The sequence below is a fragment of the Blastococcus sp. PRF04-17 genome (genome assembly GCF_023016265.1).
In the GTDB taxonomy this organism is placed as follows: domain Bacteria; phylum Actinomycetota; class Actinomycetes; order Mycobacteriales; family Geodermatophilaceae; genus Blastococcus_B.
In genome coordinates, this window is the sequence record NZ_CP095412.1 from 904350 (window position 1) to 921191 (window position 16842).

Genomic DNA, 16842 nt, shown 5'->3' on the forward strand with positions numbered 1-16842 from the left:
CGAGCGTGCGAGGCGTGGGGGGAAGGGTGGTCCTTCAGTCGGCGTCGAGCGGGCGCAGGCGGGGCTTGGCGGCGCGCACCTGCGCGGCGGCCAGCAGGCCGACCACCGCGCTGGCGTTGCGGATGTCGCCGTCGAAGACCCGCTGGACGGCGTCGTCCAGGGGCACCCGCTCCACCGTCATGTCGGCCTCCTCGTGCTCGACCGTGAACCCCTCGGGCAGGTCGACGTCGGAGAGCTCCTCGGCCAGGTAGATCAGCACCTGCTCGTCGGAGAACCCCGGCGAGCTGTAGATCGTGGCGAGCAGCGACCAGCGGGCGGCGGCCAGCTGCGCCTCCTCGGCCAGCTCGCGCTTCGCCGTCTCGACCGGGGACTCGCCGTCGGCGTCCCGCAGCCCGGCGGGCAGCTCCCACAGGTGCCGGCCGACCGGGTGCCGGTACTGCCGCAGCAGCAGCACGCGGTCGGCGTCGTCGAGCGCGACGACCGCGACCGCGCCCTGGTGGGCGACCACCTCGCGGACGCTGTCCCCGCCGCCGGGCATCGCGACGGTGTCCCGGCGCAGCGTGATGACGTGCCCCTCGAACACCGTCTCGCTGTCCAGCACCCGGTAGTCGTGGGGCGTCCCCATCAGATGCCGACCTTCTCCGCCTCGTCGTCCATCCGAACCGGCAGCCGCGCCGACTCCTGGTAGTCCAGCGCCGCCTGCACGAACGCGGCGAACAACGGATGCGGCCGGGTCGGGCGGCTCTTGAGCTCCGGGTGCGCCTGCGTGCCGACGTAGAACGGGTGCGTCTCCCGCGGCAGCTCGGCGAACTCGACGAGGAGTCCGTCGGGCGACGTGCCGGAGAACACCAGGCCGGCCTCGCCGAGCTGGTCCCGGTAGGCGTTGGCGACCTCGTAGCGGTGCCGGTGCCGCTCGGTGACGTCTGTCGAGCCGTAGGCCGACGCGGTGACCGAGCCCTTCGCCAGGCTGGCGGGGTAGCTGCCCAGGCGCATGGTGCCGCCGAGATCGCGCTCACCGGCGATCACGTCGACCTGGCTGGCCATCGTGGCGATGACGGCGTCGGGTGTCTCGGGGTCGAACTCCGCCGAGTTGGCCTTCTCCAGCCCGGCGACGTTGCGGGCGTACTCGATGACCATGCACTGCAGGCCCAGGCACAGGCCGAGGGTCGGGATGCCGTTGGTGCGGGTGTAGCGCAGCGCGCCCAGCTTGCCCTCGATGCCGCGGACGCCGAACCCGCCGGGGATGCAGACGCCGTCGACCCCGGCGAGCGCGTGGGCCGCACCCTCCGGCGTCTGGCAGTCGTCCGACGGCACCCAGCGGATCTGCACCCGGCTGCGGTGGGCGAACCCGCCGGCACGCAGCGCCTCGGTGACCGAGAGGTAGGCGTCGGGCAGGTCGATGTACTTGCCGACCAGCGCGATGGTCACCGTCTCCTTGGGTGCGTGCACGCGGTCGAGCAGGTCGCCCCAGACGGTCCAGTCGACGTCCCGGAACGGCAGGCCGAGCCGGCGGACGACGTAGGCGTCCAGGCCCTCCCCGTGCAGCACCTTCGGGATGTCGTAGATGGACGGCGCGTCGGGGCAGGAGATCACGCCCTCGGCGTCGACGTCGCACATCAGGCTGATCTTGCGCTTGAGACCCTCGTTGATGTCCCGGTCCGAGCGGCAGACCAGGGCGTCGGGCTGGATGCCGATGCTGCGCAGGGCGGCCACCGAGTGCTGGGTCGGCTTGGTCTTCAGCTCGCCGGACGGTGCGATGTAGGGCACCAGCGAGATGTGCAGGAAGAAGCAGTTGTCGCGGCCGATCTCGTGCCGCACCTGCCGCGCGGCCTCGAGGAAGGGCAGCGACTCGATGTCGCCGACGGTGCCGCCGATCTCGGTGATGACGACGTCGACCCGCCCCGGCCCCTCGCCGCCGGCCATGATCCGGGCCTTGATCTCGTTGGTGATGTGCGGGATGACCTGCACCGTGTCGCCGAGGTACTCGCCGCGCCGCTCCTTGGCGATGACGTCGGAGTACACCTGCCCGGTGGTCACGTTGGCCCGGCCGTCGAGGTCGATGTCGAGGAAGCGCTCGTAGTGGCCGATGTCGAGGTCGGTCTCGGCGCCGTCCTCGGTGACGAAGACCTCACCATGCTGGAACGGGTTCATCGTCCCGGGGTCGACGTTGAGGTAGGGGTCCAGCTTCTGCATGGTCACCCGGAGGCCACGGCTGGACAGCAGGGCGCCGAGCGAACTGGCGGTCAGACCCTTGCCGAGAGAGGACACAACACCGCCGGTGACGAAGACGAACTTCGTCGGCTGCGAGTTGTTGATGAGCCCGCGATCACGCATTCGAGACGGTCGATCCACGGGATACGACCGTAACACGGTCGGCGCCCTCGACCGGCCCGGAACGCGGAGTCCCGCCCGCCGCCCCACCCCCGGGGGTGCCCGCGGCCAGCCACACGACGAGGGGCACCAGCAGCGCGGCTGCCGCGGCCGGCAGCGCCACGCCGGAGTCGTTGACCGCCGCGCCCACGACGAGGCTGAGCAGGCTCGCGAGCAGCGCCGACCTCAGGACGGCGAGGTCGGCGACGGCCAGACCGCCCGGCGTGGCGGAGCCGCTGCGGCGCAGCAGCCCGCCCGGCCGGAGGAGCCACACGGCCGCCACGACGGCGACCGGCAGCATCCACGCCAGCGGGCTGCGCGTCAGGATGTCGAGGTTCGCCTGCGCCTTGCGGCTGATCACCGTCCACGCCTCGCCCGTGAGCACCTGCTCGACGAACCGGCCGAGGTGGCTGCGGTCGGCGGCCGGCCCCAGCCAGTCGAGCACCGCGACGACGCCGACGGCGACCACCGCGGCGGCCAGGATCGAGAGCAGGCGGAGCACGGTGACCCGGACGTGGGCCAGCAGCATCGCCAGCAGCAGGAAGCCGGGCAGGGCGCCGAGCACGCCGCCGAAGTCCCTGCCCAGACCCGGGGCGCCGATCACGCCCACGACCACCACCCCGAACGCGAGCACGGTGCAGCCGGCGACCAGCCGCTGCCGGTGCGGTCCGGCTCGCCGCGCCAGGACGGTGGCCACCGCCGCCGTGACGGTGAGCGCGCTGACCGACAGCAGCCCGAAGCTGAGGTTGCCGTAGCCGGTGAACCGGCCGGCGACGATCGCGTCGTAGCCCAGCAGCCCGTTGAGCTCCAGCCGCGATCCGGTGAGGACGTCGCCCAGCAGCGTGGTCAGAGTCACCGCCAGGACGGCGAGCGGCGGGCCCAGGCGATGCCGGCGCCACGGCCCGCCGACCGCGACGGCCACGACGACGAGGTCGGCGACGAGGACCGCGGCAACGAGGGCCGGCACCGGCGCTGCGCTGCGCTCCCAGGGGTACAGCCCGGCGAGGTAGGTGGCGACGGGCAATCCCGCCGCGGCGAGGGCGAGGAGGCGCAGCGCCCGCCGGCCGGCGACCGAGGAACGCGGCCGCAGCCGGGGAACACCCCCGAGCACCACGACGCCGAGCGCGACCACGACCGACGACACGAGGACCAGCGTCCAGAAGAAGAAGCCGGTGTTCCGGTGGTGCACCGTCGCGCCGGTGTTCACGGCCCGCAGGTCCTCGACCGCCTCGGCGAGGGCCGGCCGCTGGCCCGTCGCCCGCATCGGCTGGCCGTTCATCGAGGGCGGTTGCTCGAGCCCGAGCGCGTCGAGCGCGGTCGGCGCCACGTCGATGAGCTGGACGAAGAGCGACCGGCCGGTGCTCGACGAGGTCAGCCAGGCGTCGGAGGGGAAGCCGCGCCCCGAGACCATCCCGACGTGCAGCTGCGGCCGGCCGTCGTTGACCACGGAGATGCCGGCCAGCACCAGCAGCGTCTCCCCGGGCAGCGACGCCAGCGCGTCGCGCAGCTGGCCCACCGACCGGTCGATGAGCAGGAGGGCGGCGGCCCGCGGCTCGGGATCGGTGCCGTCGTCGGTCCTCTCCGGTCCCGGCCGGCCGGCGTCGGTGAGCTGGTTGAGCGTGATCAGGGCCAGCGGGCAGGCGTCGAGGACGTCGGTCAGCGCCCCGGGTTCGGCGGGCAGCGTGTCGGCGCGGGTGAGCTCGACGCCCGGCGCGGCGGCGGCCAGCGCGGCGGCGCGCCCCGAGACGGTCGCGCAGCCGACGGCGTCGCCCAGCGCCCCCGGCCGTGCGCCGAACCGCGTGGTGCCCGGGTCGGCCGAGGTGCGCTCCAGGGTCGCCACCGGGTCCTCGAGGGCGACCTTCGCGGCCCGCTCCTGCAGCCCGCAGTAGGACAGGGACGTGTCGAGGGCGGGTTCGGGCTCCTCACCCGGCGGGGGCGTCGTGGTCGGCGCATCCGCCTCGTCCTCGGGCAGGGGCACGGTGGGCAACGGGACCGGCGGGATGCCCTCGTCCGGCCCGGGCACCCGGGCCCGGTTGCCGGCGCCCAGCGTGGCCCACCCGTCGAGGAGGCAGGTGGTCGATCGGGCGGCCCGCGCCGACAGCGCACCGATGGCGGAGTCCCCGGCCAGCGCCCACAGCTCCGGGGTCCCCTCGGGGTCGACGTCGCTCCAGGTCAGCCCCGGAACACCCACCACGACCACGCGGTCGGCGCTGGCCTCGGCGTCGTCGGCGGCCGTCGCCGGTGCGGCGACCCCCAGCAGCACCGACAGGAGGACCAGCAGCAGGACGACCGCGCGACGGCCCCGGGTCATGGCAACCCGGTTCCCGGCGCGCCCAGCAGTTCGCGGTAGACGGCCACCAGTCGGCGGGCGGCGCCCTCCTCGTCGGGCCAGGTCGACGCCTGGCGCCGTCCCCGCTCGACCAGCTCCGCCGCGTGCGCGGGATCGGTGAGGACGCGGACGACCGCATCGGCCAGGGCGCCGGCATCCCCGACGGGAACGAGAGCGGCGCCGTCCCCGAGCAGCTCGGGCAGCCCGCCCGCGCGGGTCGAGACCAGCGGCGTGCCGGCCCGCAGCGCCTCCTGCGCGGTGAACGGGCTGCCCTCCCACCGCGACGGCAGCACGCACAGCTCGGCCGCTCCCAGCAGGTCGGCGACGTCGTCGCGGCGGCCGAGCAGCAGCACGGGCAGCCGGGAGGCGCGGATGCGGTCGGCCAGCTCCGCCTCCAGCGGGCCGTCGCCCGCGATCGCGACCAGCGGCGGCGTGCCCAGCCGGTCGTCGACCTCCCAGCGGGCCACCGCCTCGAGCAGGACGTCGTAGCCCTTCTGCGGGTGCAGCCGCCCGATCGCGACCACCAGCGGGCGGCCCTCGTCGACCCCGAGCTCCTCGCGGACCTCGGCGCGGGACCGCGTGGCCGGTGGCCGGGGCGGAGCGACCGCGGGGAGGACCCGGACGTCACGCGCCCCGGCGCGTCGGGCGTTGGCCGCCAGATCGCTGGACACGGCGAGGACGAGATCGGCGCCGCGGATCGTCGTCCGCTCGGCAGCCCGCAGGACGCGCTGGAGCGGACCGGCGTCCTCGAGGATCGCGTTGTGCAGGGTCAGCACCAGCGGTGCCGACCGCGCACCGGAGATGCGGCGGGCCAGCGCCGCGACCAGGCCGGCACGCAGCCCGTGGGCGTGCACGAGGTCGGCGCCGTCCAGCGCGCGGCGCAGCTGCAGCACGGCCCGGCTGTCGGCCGCCGGCGCCAGACCGGCCGAGATGCCGATCGGGCGGAAGTCCGCCCCGGCTCGGGTGAAGCCGAACAGCTCCTCGGTCGCGGGTGCGCCGCAGACGCCGACGGTGGCCCCGGCCGCCCGGACCACGGGCACCAGCGACCGGACGTGGGTGCCGACTCCGCCGGCGCTCGTGGCCAGCACCTCGACGATCCGGCGGCCGCGCAGGGGCAGCTGCTCAGCCACCGTGCACCTCCTGTCGGTCGGGCGCCCGCAACGCGCGCAGCGCCGCGGCCAACGGACCCCGCGCCGCTCCCATCATGACTGCCAGGGCGATCCCGAGCACGAGCCCGCCCACGAGCGCACCGACGCCGATGGCCGGGAGGACGCCCGCCGTCGGCACCGGGTCGGCGTCGAGCGCGCGTGCGGTGAGCAGACCGGCAGCGGCCCCCAGTCCCGCGCCGGCGAGCGCGGCCAGCCCACTGCGCGGCACCCCCGCCAGCGCGCCGGGACCGGCGACGCGCAGCACCACGGCCAGCAGCGCGAACCCGGCCACCGTCACGCCGATGCTGTGCCCGGCGCCGAGCGCCAGCCCCCGGTCCTCGTCGGGCAGCGCCTGCGCCAGGACCACGTCGGCGGCCACCGCCAGCAGCCAGCCACCCACGACGCAGACGGTCGGCGCCTTCCACAGTCCACGGGCGTACAGCGCCCGGGTGAGCAGCGCGACCAGCGCGTAACCGACGAGGCCCGGCGCGAAGCCGACGATCGTGTCCCGGAGCGCGGCGACGACCTCGGGTGGGGCGCTGGTCAGGAAGACGCGGGCCATGGGCCCGGACACCGCGACGAGGACGGCCGTCGCCACGGCGGCGGAGGCGACGACGAGGACGACCACGGGCGCCAGCGCCTGCCGGTAGCCGGGGTCGTCGCCGACCTCGGCCCGCTCGGACAGTCCCGGGTACGCCGAGGTGGCCAGCGGGACGGCGAGCGCGGCCCACGGCACGAGGAACAGCGTCAGGCCGGCGGCGTAGACGACCTGGGTGCCGTCGGGGCCGTCGTTGGCCAGCCGGATGGCCACCGCCGCGACCAGTTGCTGCCCCGCCAGGGTCAGCACGCCGGCGAGCGCCAGCCGCCGGACCCGCGGCGCCGCGCCGACCGGGAAGCGCAGGGACGGCCGCAGACCCAGACGCAGGCGGCGCACCGGCCCGAGCAGGCAGAGGCTGAGCGCCACGACGCCGAGCGTCGTCCCGACCCCCAGCACCAGCTCGGCCGGCGTCGAGAGGTCGGCGACCCGCGGGCTGCCCCCGATCCCCGCGAAGAGCAGGTAGGCCCCGGCGACGACGAGGCTGGACAGCAGCGGGGCCAGCGCCGGCCCGGCGAACCGGCGGTGCGCCTGCAGCACACCGGTCAGCACGATGCCGATGCCGTAGAGCACCACCTGCGGCGCGAACACCAGCAGGAACCGCGCCGCGAGATCGACCTGCGCGCGGTCCCCGCTGCCGAGCAGCAGGCGGGCGATCGGCTCGGCGAACACCGCGACGGCCACGGCCAGCGGGGTGAGGACGAGCAGCGTCCAGCCGAGCAGGGCCGACGCCGTCCGCCGGACCTGCTCCCGGTTCCCGGCGGCGATGCCGCCGGCCAGCATCGGCACGACGAGACTCGCCAGGGCGCCGCCGCTACCACCTCGAACACGATGTTGGGCACGGTGTTGGCCGCGTAGTACGTGTCACCGGTGCTGTCGGCGCCGACGGTGTTGGTGAAGACGAGCGTGCGGCCGAAGCCCGCGAGCCGCGCGAGCAGGGTGAGGACGGCGATGAGCGCCGCGGCGCCGGCGACGCCCTGGGCGACCCTCCGCGCGCTCACGAGCCCAGGCGGCCGAGCCGGTCCAGTTGCCGCAGACCCGGGGTGGCCTCGATGACCGTGGTGAAGCTGACCTTCTCGCTGGCCAGGGTCAGCGCGGTGATGCCCGCGAGCAGGCCGGCCCGCGTCGCGCGGCCGGGGACGGCGGCCAGGCGGAGGCCGAGCAGCGCGCCGAGGGCGTTGGCGCCGGCGTCGCCGAGCATGACCCGCTCTCCCAGGTCCTCGGGCAGCGTGGCGGCGGTGGCGCCCAGCGGTCCGGCGACCAGCGCGCCCCCCTCGCCGCCGAGGGTGGCGGCCGCGACGAGCAGACCCGCCTTGGCGGCCCGCCCGGGCCGCAGGTCCAGCAGGTTGACCAGGTTCGCCGTACCGGCGACCAGACCGGTGGTGAGCACCCCGTCGACGAGCGCGGTCGGTCCGCGCCCTGACCGGGTGAGGACGGCGGCCACCGCAGCAGCCGCTCCGATGCCGGCGACCTTGACGGCACCGGCGGAGACCCGGCCCGCCCGCAGCGCCGCCAGGTGTCCGGCCAGGCCCTTGTCGCGGGCCTGCTCCGGCCGGGCGCCCGCGAGGTCGTCGTAACCGCCCACCAGGCCGGAGACAGTGCCCACGACCGCGGCCGCGGCACGGGTTCCCGCCGGCGCGCCGGCGATCGCGGTGGCCGTCGCGGAGACGGCCAGCGCCGGTCCCCCGAGCAGCGTCACCGGCCGGCCGGCGTAGTTCGTCCGGCGCCACGGCGCACCGGCCGGGCGGGCGGAGAGAGAGGCCGCCCCGACGAGCGCGGCCCTGGCCACGGCCGCGCCGGCGAGCGCCAGCGCGACCTTCCGGGGGCTCACGGCGCCGCGGCGGGCAGCGGGACCGGCTGGGTGTCCTCCCCCGTGCCGTACGTGCCGGAGGTGCCCTCGCGCTCGAGCGCCATGGCGAGGACGGCGCCGATCTGACCCGCGGTCGTCGTCACGTTGTCGACGGTGGACACGCTCGCCGACAGGGTGGGATCGGCCCGCACCGCGCCGACCAGGCCGGTCTCCCCAGCGGCTTCCGGGCCCCCCGCCACCACCGCGCCCGAGCCGGCGGCGTCCAGTGCGGAGACCAGCTCGACCAGGGTGGAGTTGCGTTCGGCGGCGTCGTCCCCGCTGAAGGCGCCGGAGGTCAGGACCAGGGCGTGGTCGGCCGGGGCCACCGGGGTGTCCTGGGAGAGGACGTCGAGGGCCTCGAGGCCGGCCAGCACCGTGGAGACCGATGCCGCGTCGGGCGCGGTGCCGCCCGGCGGCACCATGAGCACCTGCGCCAGCAGCGAGCCGACGAGCCGGCCGACGTCGTCGGTCTCCGGCAGCTGCACACCGGCCGGGGTGCGGCGCCGGTGACGTAGCTCTGCAGGGCCGAGGACGACGACGGGTCGCTGTACTCGGGCAGCAGCCGGACGGTGCCGGCGACCGTGCCGCCGGCCTCGCCGATCAGACTCGTGACGTCCTCGACGGTCTCGGTGGCGACGTCCTCGTTGGTGACCACGAGCAGGACGCTGCTGCCCTCCAGCGCACCGTCGACGAGGACCGGTGCGACCGCGTCGTCGAACGCGTCGGCGCTGTCGAGCTGGGCCTGCAGCTGCTGGGTCCGGTCCTCCAGTGCGCGCTTGTCCGCCTGGAGGGCCGCGACCTGGCCCTCGATGTCGGCCTGGATGGGCTCGTTGAGCGCGGTCGTCCCGATGATGATGCCGAGCGCGATGGCCAGGAAGACGGCGATCAGGGAGACCAGGTGGTAGCGGAAGTCGATCACGAGAGAAGGTTCTCCAACCAGAACATGAAGCTGTTCCACTGGTCGGCCAGCAGGTCGAGGTAGACCCGGCCGACCGCGGACACCGCGAGCGCGGAGCCGATGGCGACGAACGCGGCGAGGACGAGGACGGCCAGCGCCGTCGTCGAGATCCGGCTGCGGTACAGCCGGCTCACGCCCTTGGCGTCGACCAGCTTGCCGCCCAGGCGCAGCCGGGTGAGGAAGGTCGAGGCCATGCCGCCGCGGCCCTTGTCGAGGAACTCGACGAGGGTGGCGTGGGTGCCGACCGCGACGATCAGGGTGGCGCCCTTCTCGTCGGCGAGCAGCATCGCGATGTCCTCGCTGGTGGCCGACGCCGGGAAGGTGATCGCGTCGACGCCGAGATCCTGGACGCGCGCCAGGCCGGGCGCGCGCCCGTCGGCGTAGGCGTGCACGACCACCTCGGCGCCGCAGGTCAGCGAGTCGTCGCTGACCGAGTCCATGTCGCCCACGATCATGTCCGGCTGGTAGCCGGCCTCGCGCAGCGCGTCGGCTCCGCCGTCCACGCCGATGAGGACCGGCCGGTAGTCGCGGATGTAGGGCCGGAGGGCATGCAGGTCCTCCTTGTAGTCGTAGCCGCGGACGACGACCAGCACGTGGCGGCCCTCGATCGCGGTGGACACGTCGGGGACGCCGACCCCGTCCAGCAGGAGCGCGCGCTCCCGCTTCATGTACTCCATCGTGTTGGTGGCGAACGCCTCGAGCTGCGTGGACAGCCCGGCCTTGGCCTCGCTCATCGCCATGGCGACGGTGCCGCGGTCGTGCACCCGGCCCTCGGCGAGGACCTCCCCGTCCTCGGCGACCAGCTTGTTGCCGTCGAGGCGCACCTGCGCGCCCTCCTTGACCCGGCCGAACACCTCCTTGCCGACGTCGTCCAGGAGCGGGATGCCGGCGGTGATCAGGATTTCGGGGCCGAGGTTCGGATATCGGCCGGAGATGCTGGGCGCGGCGTTGACCACGGCGGCGACCCGGCAGGCGACGAGCGCGTCCGCGCTGACCCGGTCGATGTCGACGTGGTCGATGACGGCGATGTCGCCGGGGCGCAGCCGCTTGGTGAGGTTCTTCGTGCGACGGTCCAGCCGGACGGTGCCGGCCGCGCCGGGTCCGGTCTCCGCTGCCCGGCCGCGCCGAAGGGTGCCGATGCGCATGCGCCGCATGCTTTCACGATGCGCTGGACGGCCGGTCGTCCGACGCGCGACGGCAACCCGCCGCTCACGCAGCGTGTGCGACACGACGGGGAGGACGACACGCCCGTGGCGCCGTCTCGGGCTGTCTCGCGGGGCCGTTACCTCCCCGTGACTAGCGTTGCCGCTGTGACTGGAGTGGCCCACGCCCTGCCCCGAACCGCGTCCGCAGACGGCACTCCCGCGCCGTCCGAGGAGGCCGGCGCGGTGTCGGTCAACAGTGCGCTCATCAGGGCGGTCCCCTCCGTGGAGGCCCCGGAGGGGGCGTCGTCACTCCCCGCTCCTGACGGCTCCCGGCCCCTGACCCCGGCCGGCCCTTCCTCCCCGGAGACCGCCGCGGAACCGCGGAGGAAGAAGGCCCGCGGCTCCGGTGCGCGCGAGCGGCGCTACCAGGAGACACGGTCACGGATCGTCGACGCCGCGGCCGAGCTCTTCGCCGAGCGCGGCTTCGACGCCGTGAGCGTGATGGAGATCGCGCGGCACGCCGGCGTGGTCGAGAAGACCGTCTTCAACCACTTCCCGGTGAAGGAGGGACTGGTCTTCGACGCCGACCCGCCGATGCGCACCGCACTGCTGGACGCCGTCCGTCGCCGCCCGGCCGGTGAGTCGGTGTCCGCCGCCGCGGGCAGCTTCGTCGTCGCGGCGGTCAGCCTGCTCGGGTCACCGGAGGCGGCGACCGGCGTGGCGCAGATCGCCCGGGTCGTCCGGGGCAGCCGGACCCTGCAGGTGAGGGAGCGGGAGATCCTCGACCAGCTGACCGACTCGCTGGCCGAGCTGATCGCCGAGGAGACGGGGGCCGAGCGCGGACGGATCGAGCCGTGGCTGGCCGCGCACGCGGTGATCGGGCTCTACGCCTCGCTGCTGGAACTGGCCCGCGACCGCGTGCTGGCCGGTGTGGGAGGCATCGAGCTGTCCGCGGAGCTGCGGCGGCAGGGACGCCGTGGTCTGTCCCTGCTCCAGTTCGGTCTCGCCGGCTACGCCAAACGCCGCTGAGGGCGCGTCAGTCGGCCAGCCACGCCATCAGGCGGCCCCTCGACCAGCAGCGCCCGACCGCCTCGGCGTGCCGGGCCGAGCCGTCGAACACCGCGATACCGATGATGCTGTGGCCGGACGCGGGGCGGTCGCCGAGCGTCGGCATCCCCGGCGCGACCCCGACGCCCTCGGCCGACACCCAGGCCACCGGCCGATCGGCCGCCGTCCGCTCGAGCACGTGCAGCAGCGCGCCGCGGCGCCCGGGCCGGATGCGGGACAGCGCCCACGTCGTCGTGACGACGGGGAGGGCGCCGGCGGGCACGCGGCCGAGGGCCTCGGGCAGCACCTCCAGCGGATCTCCGCGCAGCAGGGCCGGAGGGGCCGCGGCCGCCAGCGCCAGCTCCGCGTCGAGCTGCGCGCGCCGAACACCCTGATCCGGTGGCAGGCAGGCCCGCAACCACCGGACGTCGTCGGCGTCGGTGACGTCGAGCGGGTCGCGGTCGACCCCGATTCTGGCGACGACGTCGGGCAGGGGCCGTGCCGGAACGGGGCGGTCACCGACGAGCGCGGCCGCCTGCTGCACGGGCGAGGACGGGTTCCCCAGCGTCAGCCGGGCGCCGTAGGTGATGCCGACGCGGTCCACACCGAGATTCAGCCCGGCCGAGCAGCCGACGTCGACCAGACCGACGGCCGTCGCACCTGCCCGCGCGGCGACCTCGGCGAGGGCCGGGTACAGCACGGTGCCGTGTCCGGTCTCGTCGGCCCGCACCCGTCGGCGCATCGCGGAGTGCACGATCGTGTCGGTGTGGACCAGCAGCGCGTCGACGGCCGCGCGGGCGGCAGCGTCGCCGTCACCGGCGGCATGAGCCGCGGCGAGTGCAGGCGCGTGCCCGGTGAGGGCGAGGTCGTGCAGGGCGGCGAGGACGAGCGCCGGCCCGCGCTTGCCCGTCGGCAGGGACTGCAGCGCCTCCAGCGCCTCCGGCGACTGGCTCAGGGCGAGGGCGACACGCGCGTGGAGAGCGGACGCCGCGGGCACCTCGACCTCGGCGAAGCGCCGGTAGGTCTCGGTGAGTGTTCGAGCATGGGCATGCCCGGACACCCTGGCGCCCGCCCCGGCGGTCACACGTCGATCTGCAGCGAGCGCAGCAGCTGGTCGGCGCGGTCGCCCGGGATGGCCGGGTTCTGCGTGAAGAGCACGACGGCGACCATGTACCCGTCCTCCCCCGCCCAGCCGTGGCCGTCGGCGCAGAGCCGGCGGATGTGGTCGCGCACCTTGGGCTCGCTGCTGTAGCGCCCGAAGTCCAGGCCCATGGCGAGGAAGTTCACCACCCGGTAGCCCAGATCGGCCGCCGTCGCGACGGTGGCCTCCGGGTCGGAGTAGCTCGCGACCGCGGTGATCACGTTCTCGTACCCCGCCTTGAGCAGCTGCAGCACCAGGTCGTTGCCACGGACGCCACCCCACAGCTCCGGCATCAGGATGTCGCGGTCGGGTGCCGGGATGTAGGGCGGGTTCGAGATGACCGTGGAGATCTGCGGCCCACCGGCGGCGTCCGCCTGGTCGAAGAAGTCACCCAGCTCGACGGTGTAGCGGTCGGCGACGCCGCGCTCGGCGATGTTGACGCGGGCCATCTCGAGCGACGGCGCGCTGATGTCGTAGCTGTGCACCCGAAGGCCCGGCAGCGAGGTCACGACGTCGGCGATGGCCGTCGCGTCGCCGGTGCCGAGCTCGACGACCCCGTTGTCCTCCCACGCCAGCTGCTCGCGGTAGTTGTCGAGCAGCATGCAGACCGAGAAGCCGTAGTGCGCCGACTCGTCGGTCGAGGAGAAGCAGGTCATCGGCCAGCCCTACCCGACGATCCGCGCGGCCACCCTCCCGATCACTCGTCCGAGGCGTGATCGTGACCGCATCGGGCTATGCCCGCCCGTCCGACCGCCCGTCCGCCTGCCCGGCCACCCGCCCGTCCGCCCGCGCGGCCGCCACCGCCAGCAGTTCGCGCGCGTGCGCCTGACCGGTGTCGCTGTCGGCGAGACCGGAGAGCATGCGCGCGAGCTCGCGGACCCGGTCCTCCCCCGCGACGGCGCGGATGTCGGTGGCCGTCACGCCCGCCGCGGTGTCGGGCGACTTGTCGACGACGAGATGGGTGTCGGCGAAGGCCGCGACCTGCGCGAGGTGGGTGACGACGACCACCTGGTGGTCCCGGGCGAGGCGGGCGAGGCGGCGGCCGATCTCCCCGGCCGCCTGCCCGCCGACGCCCGCGTCGACCTCGTCGAAGACCATCACCGGCACCGGGTCGGCGCCGGCGAAGACCACCTCGATGGCGAGCATCACCCGCGAGAGCTCGCCGCCGGAGGCGCCCCTGTGCACCGGTCGGGGCGGAGCGCCGGGGTGGGCGGCCAGCAGCAGCGCCACCTCGTCGACGCCGTCCGCGCCGGGATCGTCGGGGTGGCTGTCGACCGAGAAGGAGACCGTCGCGCTCTTCATCGCCAGGCCGGCCAGCTCTGCACCGACCTCCGCGGCGAAACCCTCGGCCGCGGCGCGACGCCCCGCGGAGAGCTGGGCGCCCAGCTCGTCGACCTCGGCCCGCGCGGCGTCGCGAGCGGCGGCCAGGGCCTCCAGAGCCTCGTCGGACACGTCGAGCTCGGACAGCCGGGCCTGCGCATCCTCGGCCCATGCCAGCACCCCGGACAGACCCTCACCCGGGCCGGCGAACTTGCGGACCAGCGCCGTGATGGCGGCGCGCCGCTCCATGACCTCGGCCAGCCGGGCGGGGTCGGCGTCCAGGTCCGCCACGTAGCCCGCGAGCTGGCCGGCGACGTCGGACACCACCGCGACGGCGTCGGCGATGTCCTGGGCCAGCAGGACCAGCGCCGGGTCGTCGGAAGCGGCGAGGGCACGTTCGGCGATCGCCAGCGCGGCGGTGGCGTCCTGGGGCGCGTCGACCGCGCCGAAGTCACCGGTCACGTCACCCACCAGTGCCAGCCGCGCCTCGTCGGCCGCGGCCCGCAGCGCGTCGGCGTCGCTGAGTCGCTTCACCTGTGCGGCCAGGGCGTCGTCCTCACCTGGCTCCGGGTTCACCGCCTCGATCTCCTCGAGACCGTGGCGGAGGACGTCGGCGGCCTGGGCCAGTTCCCGGGCCTGGTTCCGCCGCCGCTCGAGGTCGGCGGCCAGCTCCCGCCACCGCTGGTGGGCGACGCGATATCGGTCGAGCAGGTCGAGGTGAGCCGGACCCGCGTACCGGTCGAGCGCACGGCGCTGCTCGGCCGGGCGGGAGAGCCGCAGCTGGTCGGACTGCCCGTGGACGGCCAGCAGCCCTTCGGCCAGCTCGGCCACCACGCCGACGGGCACGCTCCGCCCGCCGAGGAATGCCCGTGACCGGCCCTCGGCGGACACGGACCGGGCGAGGATCAGGCTGCCGTCGTCGTCGGGGTCCGCGCCCGCGTCGGCCGCCCGCTCCCACACCGGCGAGTCGGGGGGCAGGACCAGTCGGCCCTCGACCCCGGCCCTTCCGCTGGCCCGCACCCGCCCTGGGTCGGCCCGGCCGCCGAAGAGCAGGGTCAGGCCGGTGACGACCATCGTCTTGCCCGCGCCGGTCTCACCGGTGACCACCGTCAGGCCGCCGCCAAGCTCCAGGGTGACGTCGTCGATCGCGCCGAGGCCGCGGATCCGCAGCTCGGTGAGGCGGCCGGGCCCGGGGTCGCCGACCGCCTGGTCCGCGGTCCGCTCAGGCGTCCTCGTGGGTACCGACACCGGTCACCTCCGCCGAGCGGACGGTCGTGCCGTCGCCCGACACGATGTCGCGGGTCAGGACGTTTCGGCTGGTGAACAGCTCGTGGCCCGGGCCGGCGTGGTGCCGCGAGTCGCGGAAGCCGCGCACCGGGAGGCCGAACTTCGCCACCAGGCGGTCGCCGAACGTCGAGGCGTGGACGCGGGCGATGCGGACCGGCCGGTCGGCCCGGCGGACGTCGACCCGGCCGCCGTCGGGCACCTCCACCACCCGGCGGCCGTCGGCGGAGACGCGGGACCGGTTGCCGTCGGCGGGCACGGCGACGGTGAGAACGGAGTCCGGCGAGGTGACCAGGGGGCGGGCGAAGAGGGCGTGGGCGTTGCTGGGCACCAGCAGCAGGGCCTCGACGTCCGGCCAGACCACCGGCCCCCCGGCGGAGAAGGCGTAGGCGGTGGACCCGGTCGGGCTGGCGCACAGGACGCCGTCGCAACCGAAGCTGGTCAGCGGCCGGCCGTCGATGGCCAGGACCACGTCGAGGACGCGGGAACGTTCCGACTTCTCCACCGACACCTCGTTGAGCGCCCACGTGCTGCCGACGACCGTGCCGGCACTGTCGAGCACGTCGACCGCGAGGGCGAGGCGTTCCTCGACGGAGTACTTGCACAGCTCGATGGCGTGCAGGGTCTCTTCGACCGCCTCGGGCTCGGTCTCGGCGAGGAACCCGACCCGGCCGAGGTTCACGCCCATCAGCGCGGCGTCGGTGTAGCGGGCGAGCTCCGCGGCGCGCAGGAACGTGCCGTCGCCGCCGAAGACCATGACGATCTCCGCGCCCTGTGCCGCCGCACTGCCGGCGGGGACCAATTCGGCGCCCTCGATCGCCAGGTCGTCGGCCTCGTCCTCGAGCAGGCGCACGATGATGCCGCCGGCCTGCAGCCGCGCCGCCGAGGTCCGGGCCAGGTCGACGATGTCGTGCCGGCCGGTGTGCACGGTGAGCAGGACGCGGCGCGGCTCCTCCGTCGTCCCGCTCCCGGTCGCTGGGTCGGTCACTGCGGCCCCTCCTCGACTGCTCGTCTCACGTCGTGCTCCTGCGGCGGTCCGGCGTCCCGGCGCAGCCACAGGAAGAACTCCACGTTGCCAGCCGGCCCGGGCAGCGGGCTGGCCACCACCCCGGCGGTCCCCCAGCCGAGCGAGGCCGCGGCGGAAGCCACGTCCAGGACGGCGTGCACGCGGTGCTCCGGATCGCGGACGACACCACCCGCGCCGAGCCGCTCGCGACCGACCTCGAACTGTGGCTTCACCATCGGCAGGAGGTCGGCGTCGGGCCGGGCGCACGTGGTGAGTGCGGCCAGCACCAGCCGCAGCGAGATGAAGGAGAGGTCGGCCACGGCCAGATCGACCGGTCCCTCGATGGTGTCGGGGGTCAGGGTGCGGACGTTGGTGCGCTCCAGGACGCGCACCCGCTCGTCGGTGCGCAGTGACCAGGCGAGCTCGCCGTAGCCGACGTCGACGGCCACGACCTCGCTGGCACCCCGCCGCAGCAGGACCTCGGTGAACCCGCCGGTGGAGGCGCCGGCGTCCAGCGCCCGTCGGCCCTCGACCGGGACGTCGAATGCGTCCAGCGCGCCGAGCAGCTTGTGGGCGCCACGCGACACCCAGCTGGGTTCGTCCGGATCGGTGCGCACCACGACCGGGGTGCCGGCTTCGACGCCGGTGGC

Annotated in this window: 13 protein-coding genes and 1 pseudogene; 1 reads left to right on the top strand and 13 read right to left on the bottom strand. The window is 75.1% G+C overall.

Going from position 1 to position 16842, the window contains the following annotated elements:
* Window positions 1–34 precede the first annotated feature (34 nt).
* The 8 genes and pseudogenes from MVA48_RS04550 to steA form a co-directional block, all read right to left on the bottom strand.
* A complete protein-coding gene (locus tag MVA48_RS04550) occupies window positions 35–625 on the bottom strand; it encodes an NUDIX domain-containing protein (RefSeq protein ID WP_246986281.1) in 591 nt (196 codons plus the stop codon).
* On the bottom strand, window positions 625–2334 hold the full coding sequence (locus tag MVA48_RS04555; protein WP_246986283.1) for a CTP synthase: 1710 nt from the start codon (window positions 2332–2334) through the stop codon (window positions 625–627). The genes MVA48_RS04550 and MVA48_RS04555 overlap by 1 nt, the downstream gene beginning before the upstream one ends.
* Window positions 2327–4681 (bottom strand): hypothetical protein, encoded by a 2355-nt coding sequence (locus MVA48_RS04560; protein WP_246986285.1) that lies wholly within the window; start codon window positions 4679–4681, stop codon window positions 2327–2329. The genes MVA48_RS04555 and MVA48_RS04560 overlap by 8 nt, the downstream gene beginning before the upstream one ends.
* Window positions 4678–5829, bottom strand: a complete 1152-nt coding sequence (locus MVA48_RS04565) for a glycosyltransferase family 4 protein (RefSeq protein ID WP_246986287.1) — start codon at window positions 5827–5829, stop codon at window positions 4678–4680. Before MVA48_RS04565 ends, MVA48_RS04560 begins: the two co-directional genes overlap by 4 nt.
* Complete coding sequence (gene murJ, locus MVA48_RS04570) at window positions 5822–7225, bottom strand: murein biosynthesis integral membrane protein MurJ (RefSeq protein ID WP_246989081.1); 1404 nt, start codon at window positions 7223–7225, stop codon at window positions 5822–5824. The genes MVA48_RS04565 and murJ overlap by 8 nt, the downstream gene beginning before the upstream one ends.
* A gap of 214 nt (window positions 7226–7439) precedes the next feature.
* Window positions 7440–8273 (bottom strand): hypothetical protein, encoded by an 834-nt coding sequence (locus tag MVA48_RS04575; RefSeq protein ID WP_246986289.1) that lies wholly within the window; start codon window positions 8271–8273, stop codon window positions 7440–7442.
* Window positions 8270–9249 (bottom strand): annotated as a pseudogene (locus tag MVA48_RS23970) (copper transporter). Before MVA48_RS23970 ends, MVA48_RS04575 begins: the two are co-directional and overlap by 4 nt.
* Window positions 9207–10403, bottom strand: coding sequence for a putative cytokinetic ring protein SteA (steA, locus tag MVA48_RS04590; protein WP_246986293.1), 1197 nt, complete (start codon window positions 10401–10403; stop codon window positions 9207–9209). Before steA ends, MVA48_RS23970 begins: the two are co-directional and overlap by 43 nt.
* A gap of 234 nt (window positions 10404–10637) precedes the next feature.
* Between steA and MVA48_RS04595 the strand changes: the two genes are divergently transcribed.
* The gene (locus tag MVA48_RS04595) at window positions 10638–11423 is read left to right on the top strand and encodes a TetR/AcrR family transcriptional regulator (protein ID WP_246986295.1); all 786 of its coding nucleotides are present in this window, start codon (window positions 10638–10640) and stop codon (window positions 11421–11423) included.
* A 7-nt stretch (window positions 11424–11430) separates the two neighbouring features.
* On the opposite strand, the gene MVA48_RS04600 is transcribed toward MVA48_RS04595, so the two are convergent.
* The 5 genes from MVA48_RS04600 to MVA48_RS04620 form a co-directional block, all read right to left on the bottom strand.
* Window positions 11431–12525 carry a DUF2332 domain-containing protein gene (locus MVA48_RS04600; RefSeq protein ID WP_246986297.1) on the bottom strand — a complete coding sequence of 365 codons (1095 nt, stop codon included), beginning with the start codon at window positions 12523–12525 and terminating at the stop codon, window positions 11431–11433.
* Window positions 12522–13238 carry a methyltransferase gene (locus tag MVA48_RS04605; RefSeq protein ID WP_246986299.1) on the bottom strand — a complete coding sequence of 239 codons (717 nt, stop codon included), beginning with the start codon at window positions 13236–13238 and terminating at the stop codon, window positions 12522–12524. Before MVA48_RS04605 ends, MVA48_RS04600 begins: the two co-directional genes overlap by 4 nt.
* Window positions 13239–13314: 76 nt before the next feature.
* Window positions 13315–15150: a DNA repair protein RecN gene (gene recN, locus MVA48_RS04610; RefSeq protein ID WP_246986301.1), complete on the bottom strand. Its 1836-nt coding sequence runs from the start codon at window positions 15148–15150 to the stop codon at window positions 13315–13317.
* Window positions 15125–16174, bottom strand: a complete 1050-nt coding sequence (locus MVA48_RS04615) for an NAD kinase (protein ID WP_246986304.1) — start codon at window positions 16172–16174, stop codon at window positions 15125–15127. Before MVA48_RS04615 ends, recN begins: the two co-directional genes overlap by 26 nt.
* Entirely contained in the window at window positions 16171–16809 is a 639-nt protein-coding gene (locus MVA48_RS04620; protein WP_305852289.1) for a TlyA family RNA methyltransferase, read from the bottom strand. The genes MVA48_RS04615 and MVA48_RS04620 overlap by 4 nt, the downstream gene beginning before the upstream one ends.
* Window positions 16810–16842: the final 33 nt, after the last annotated feature.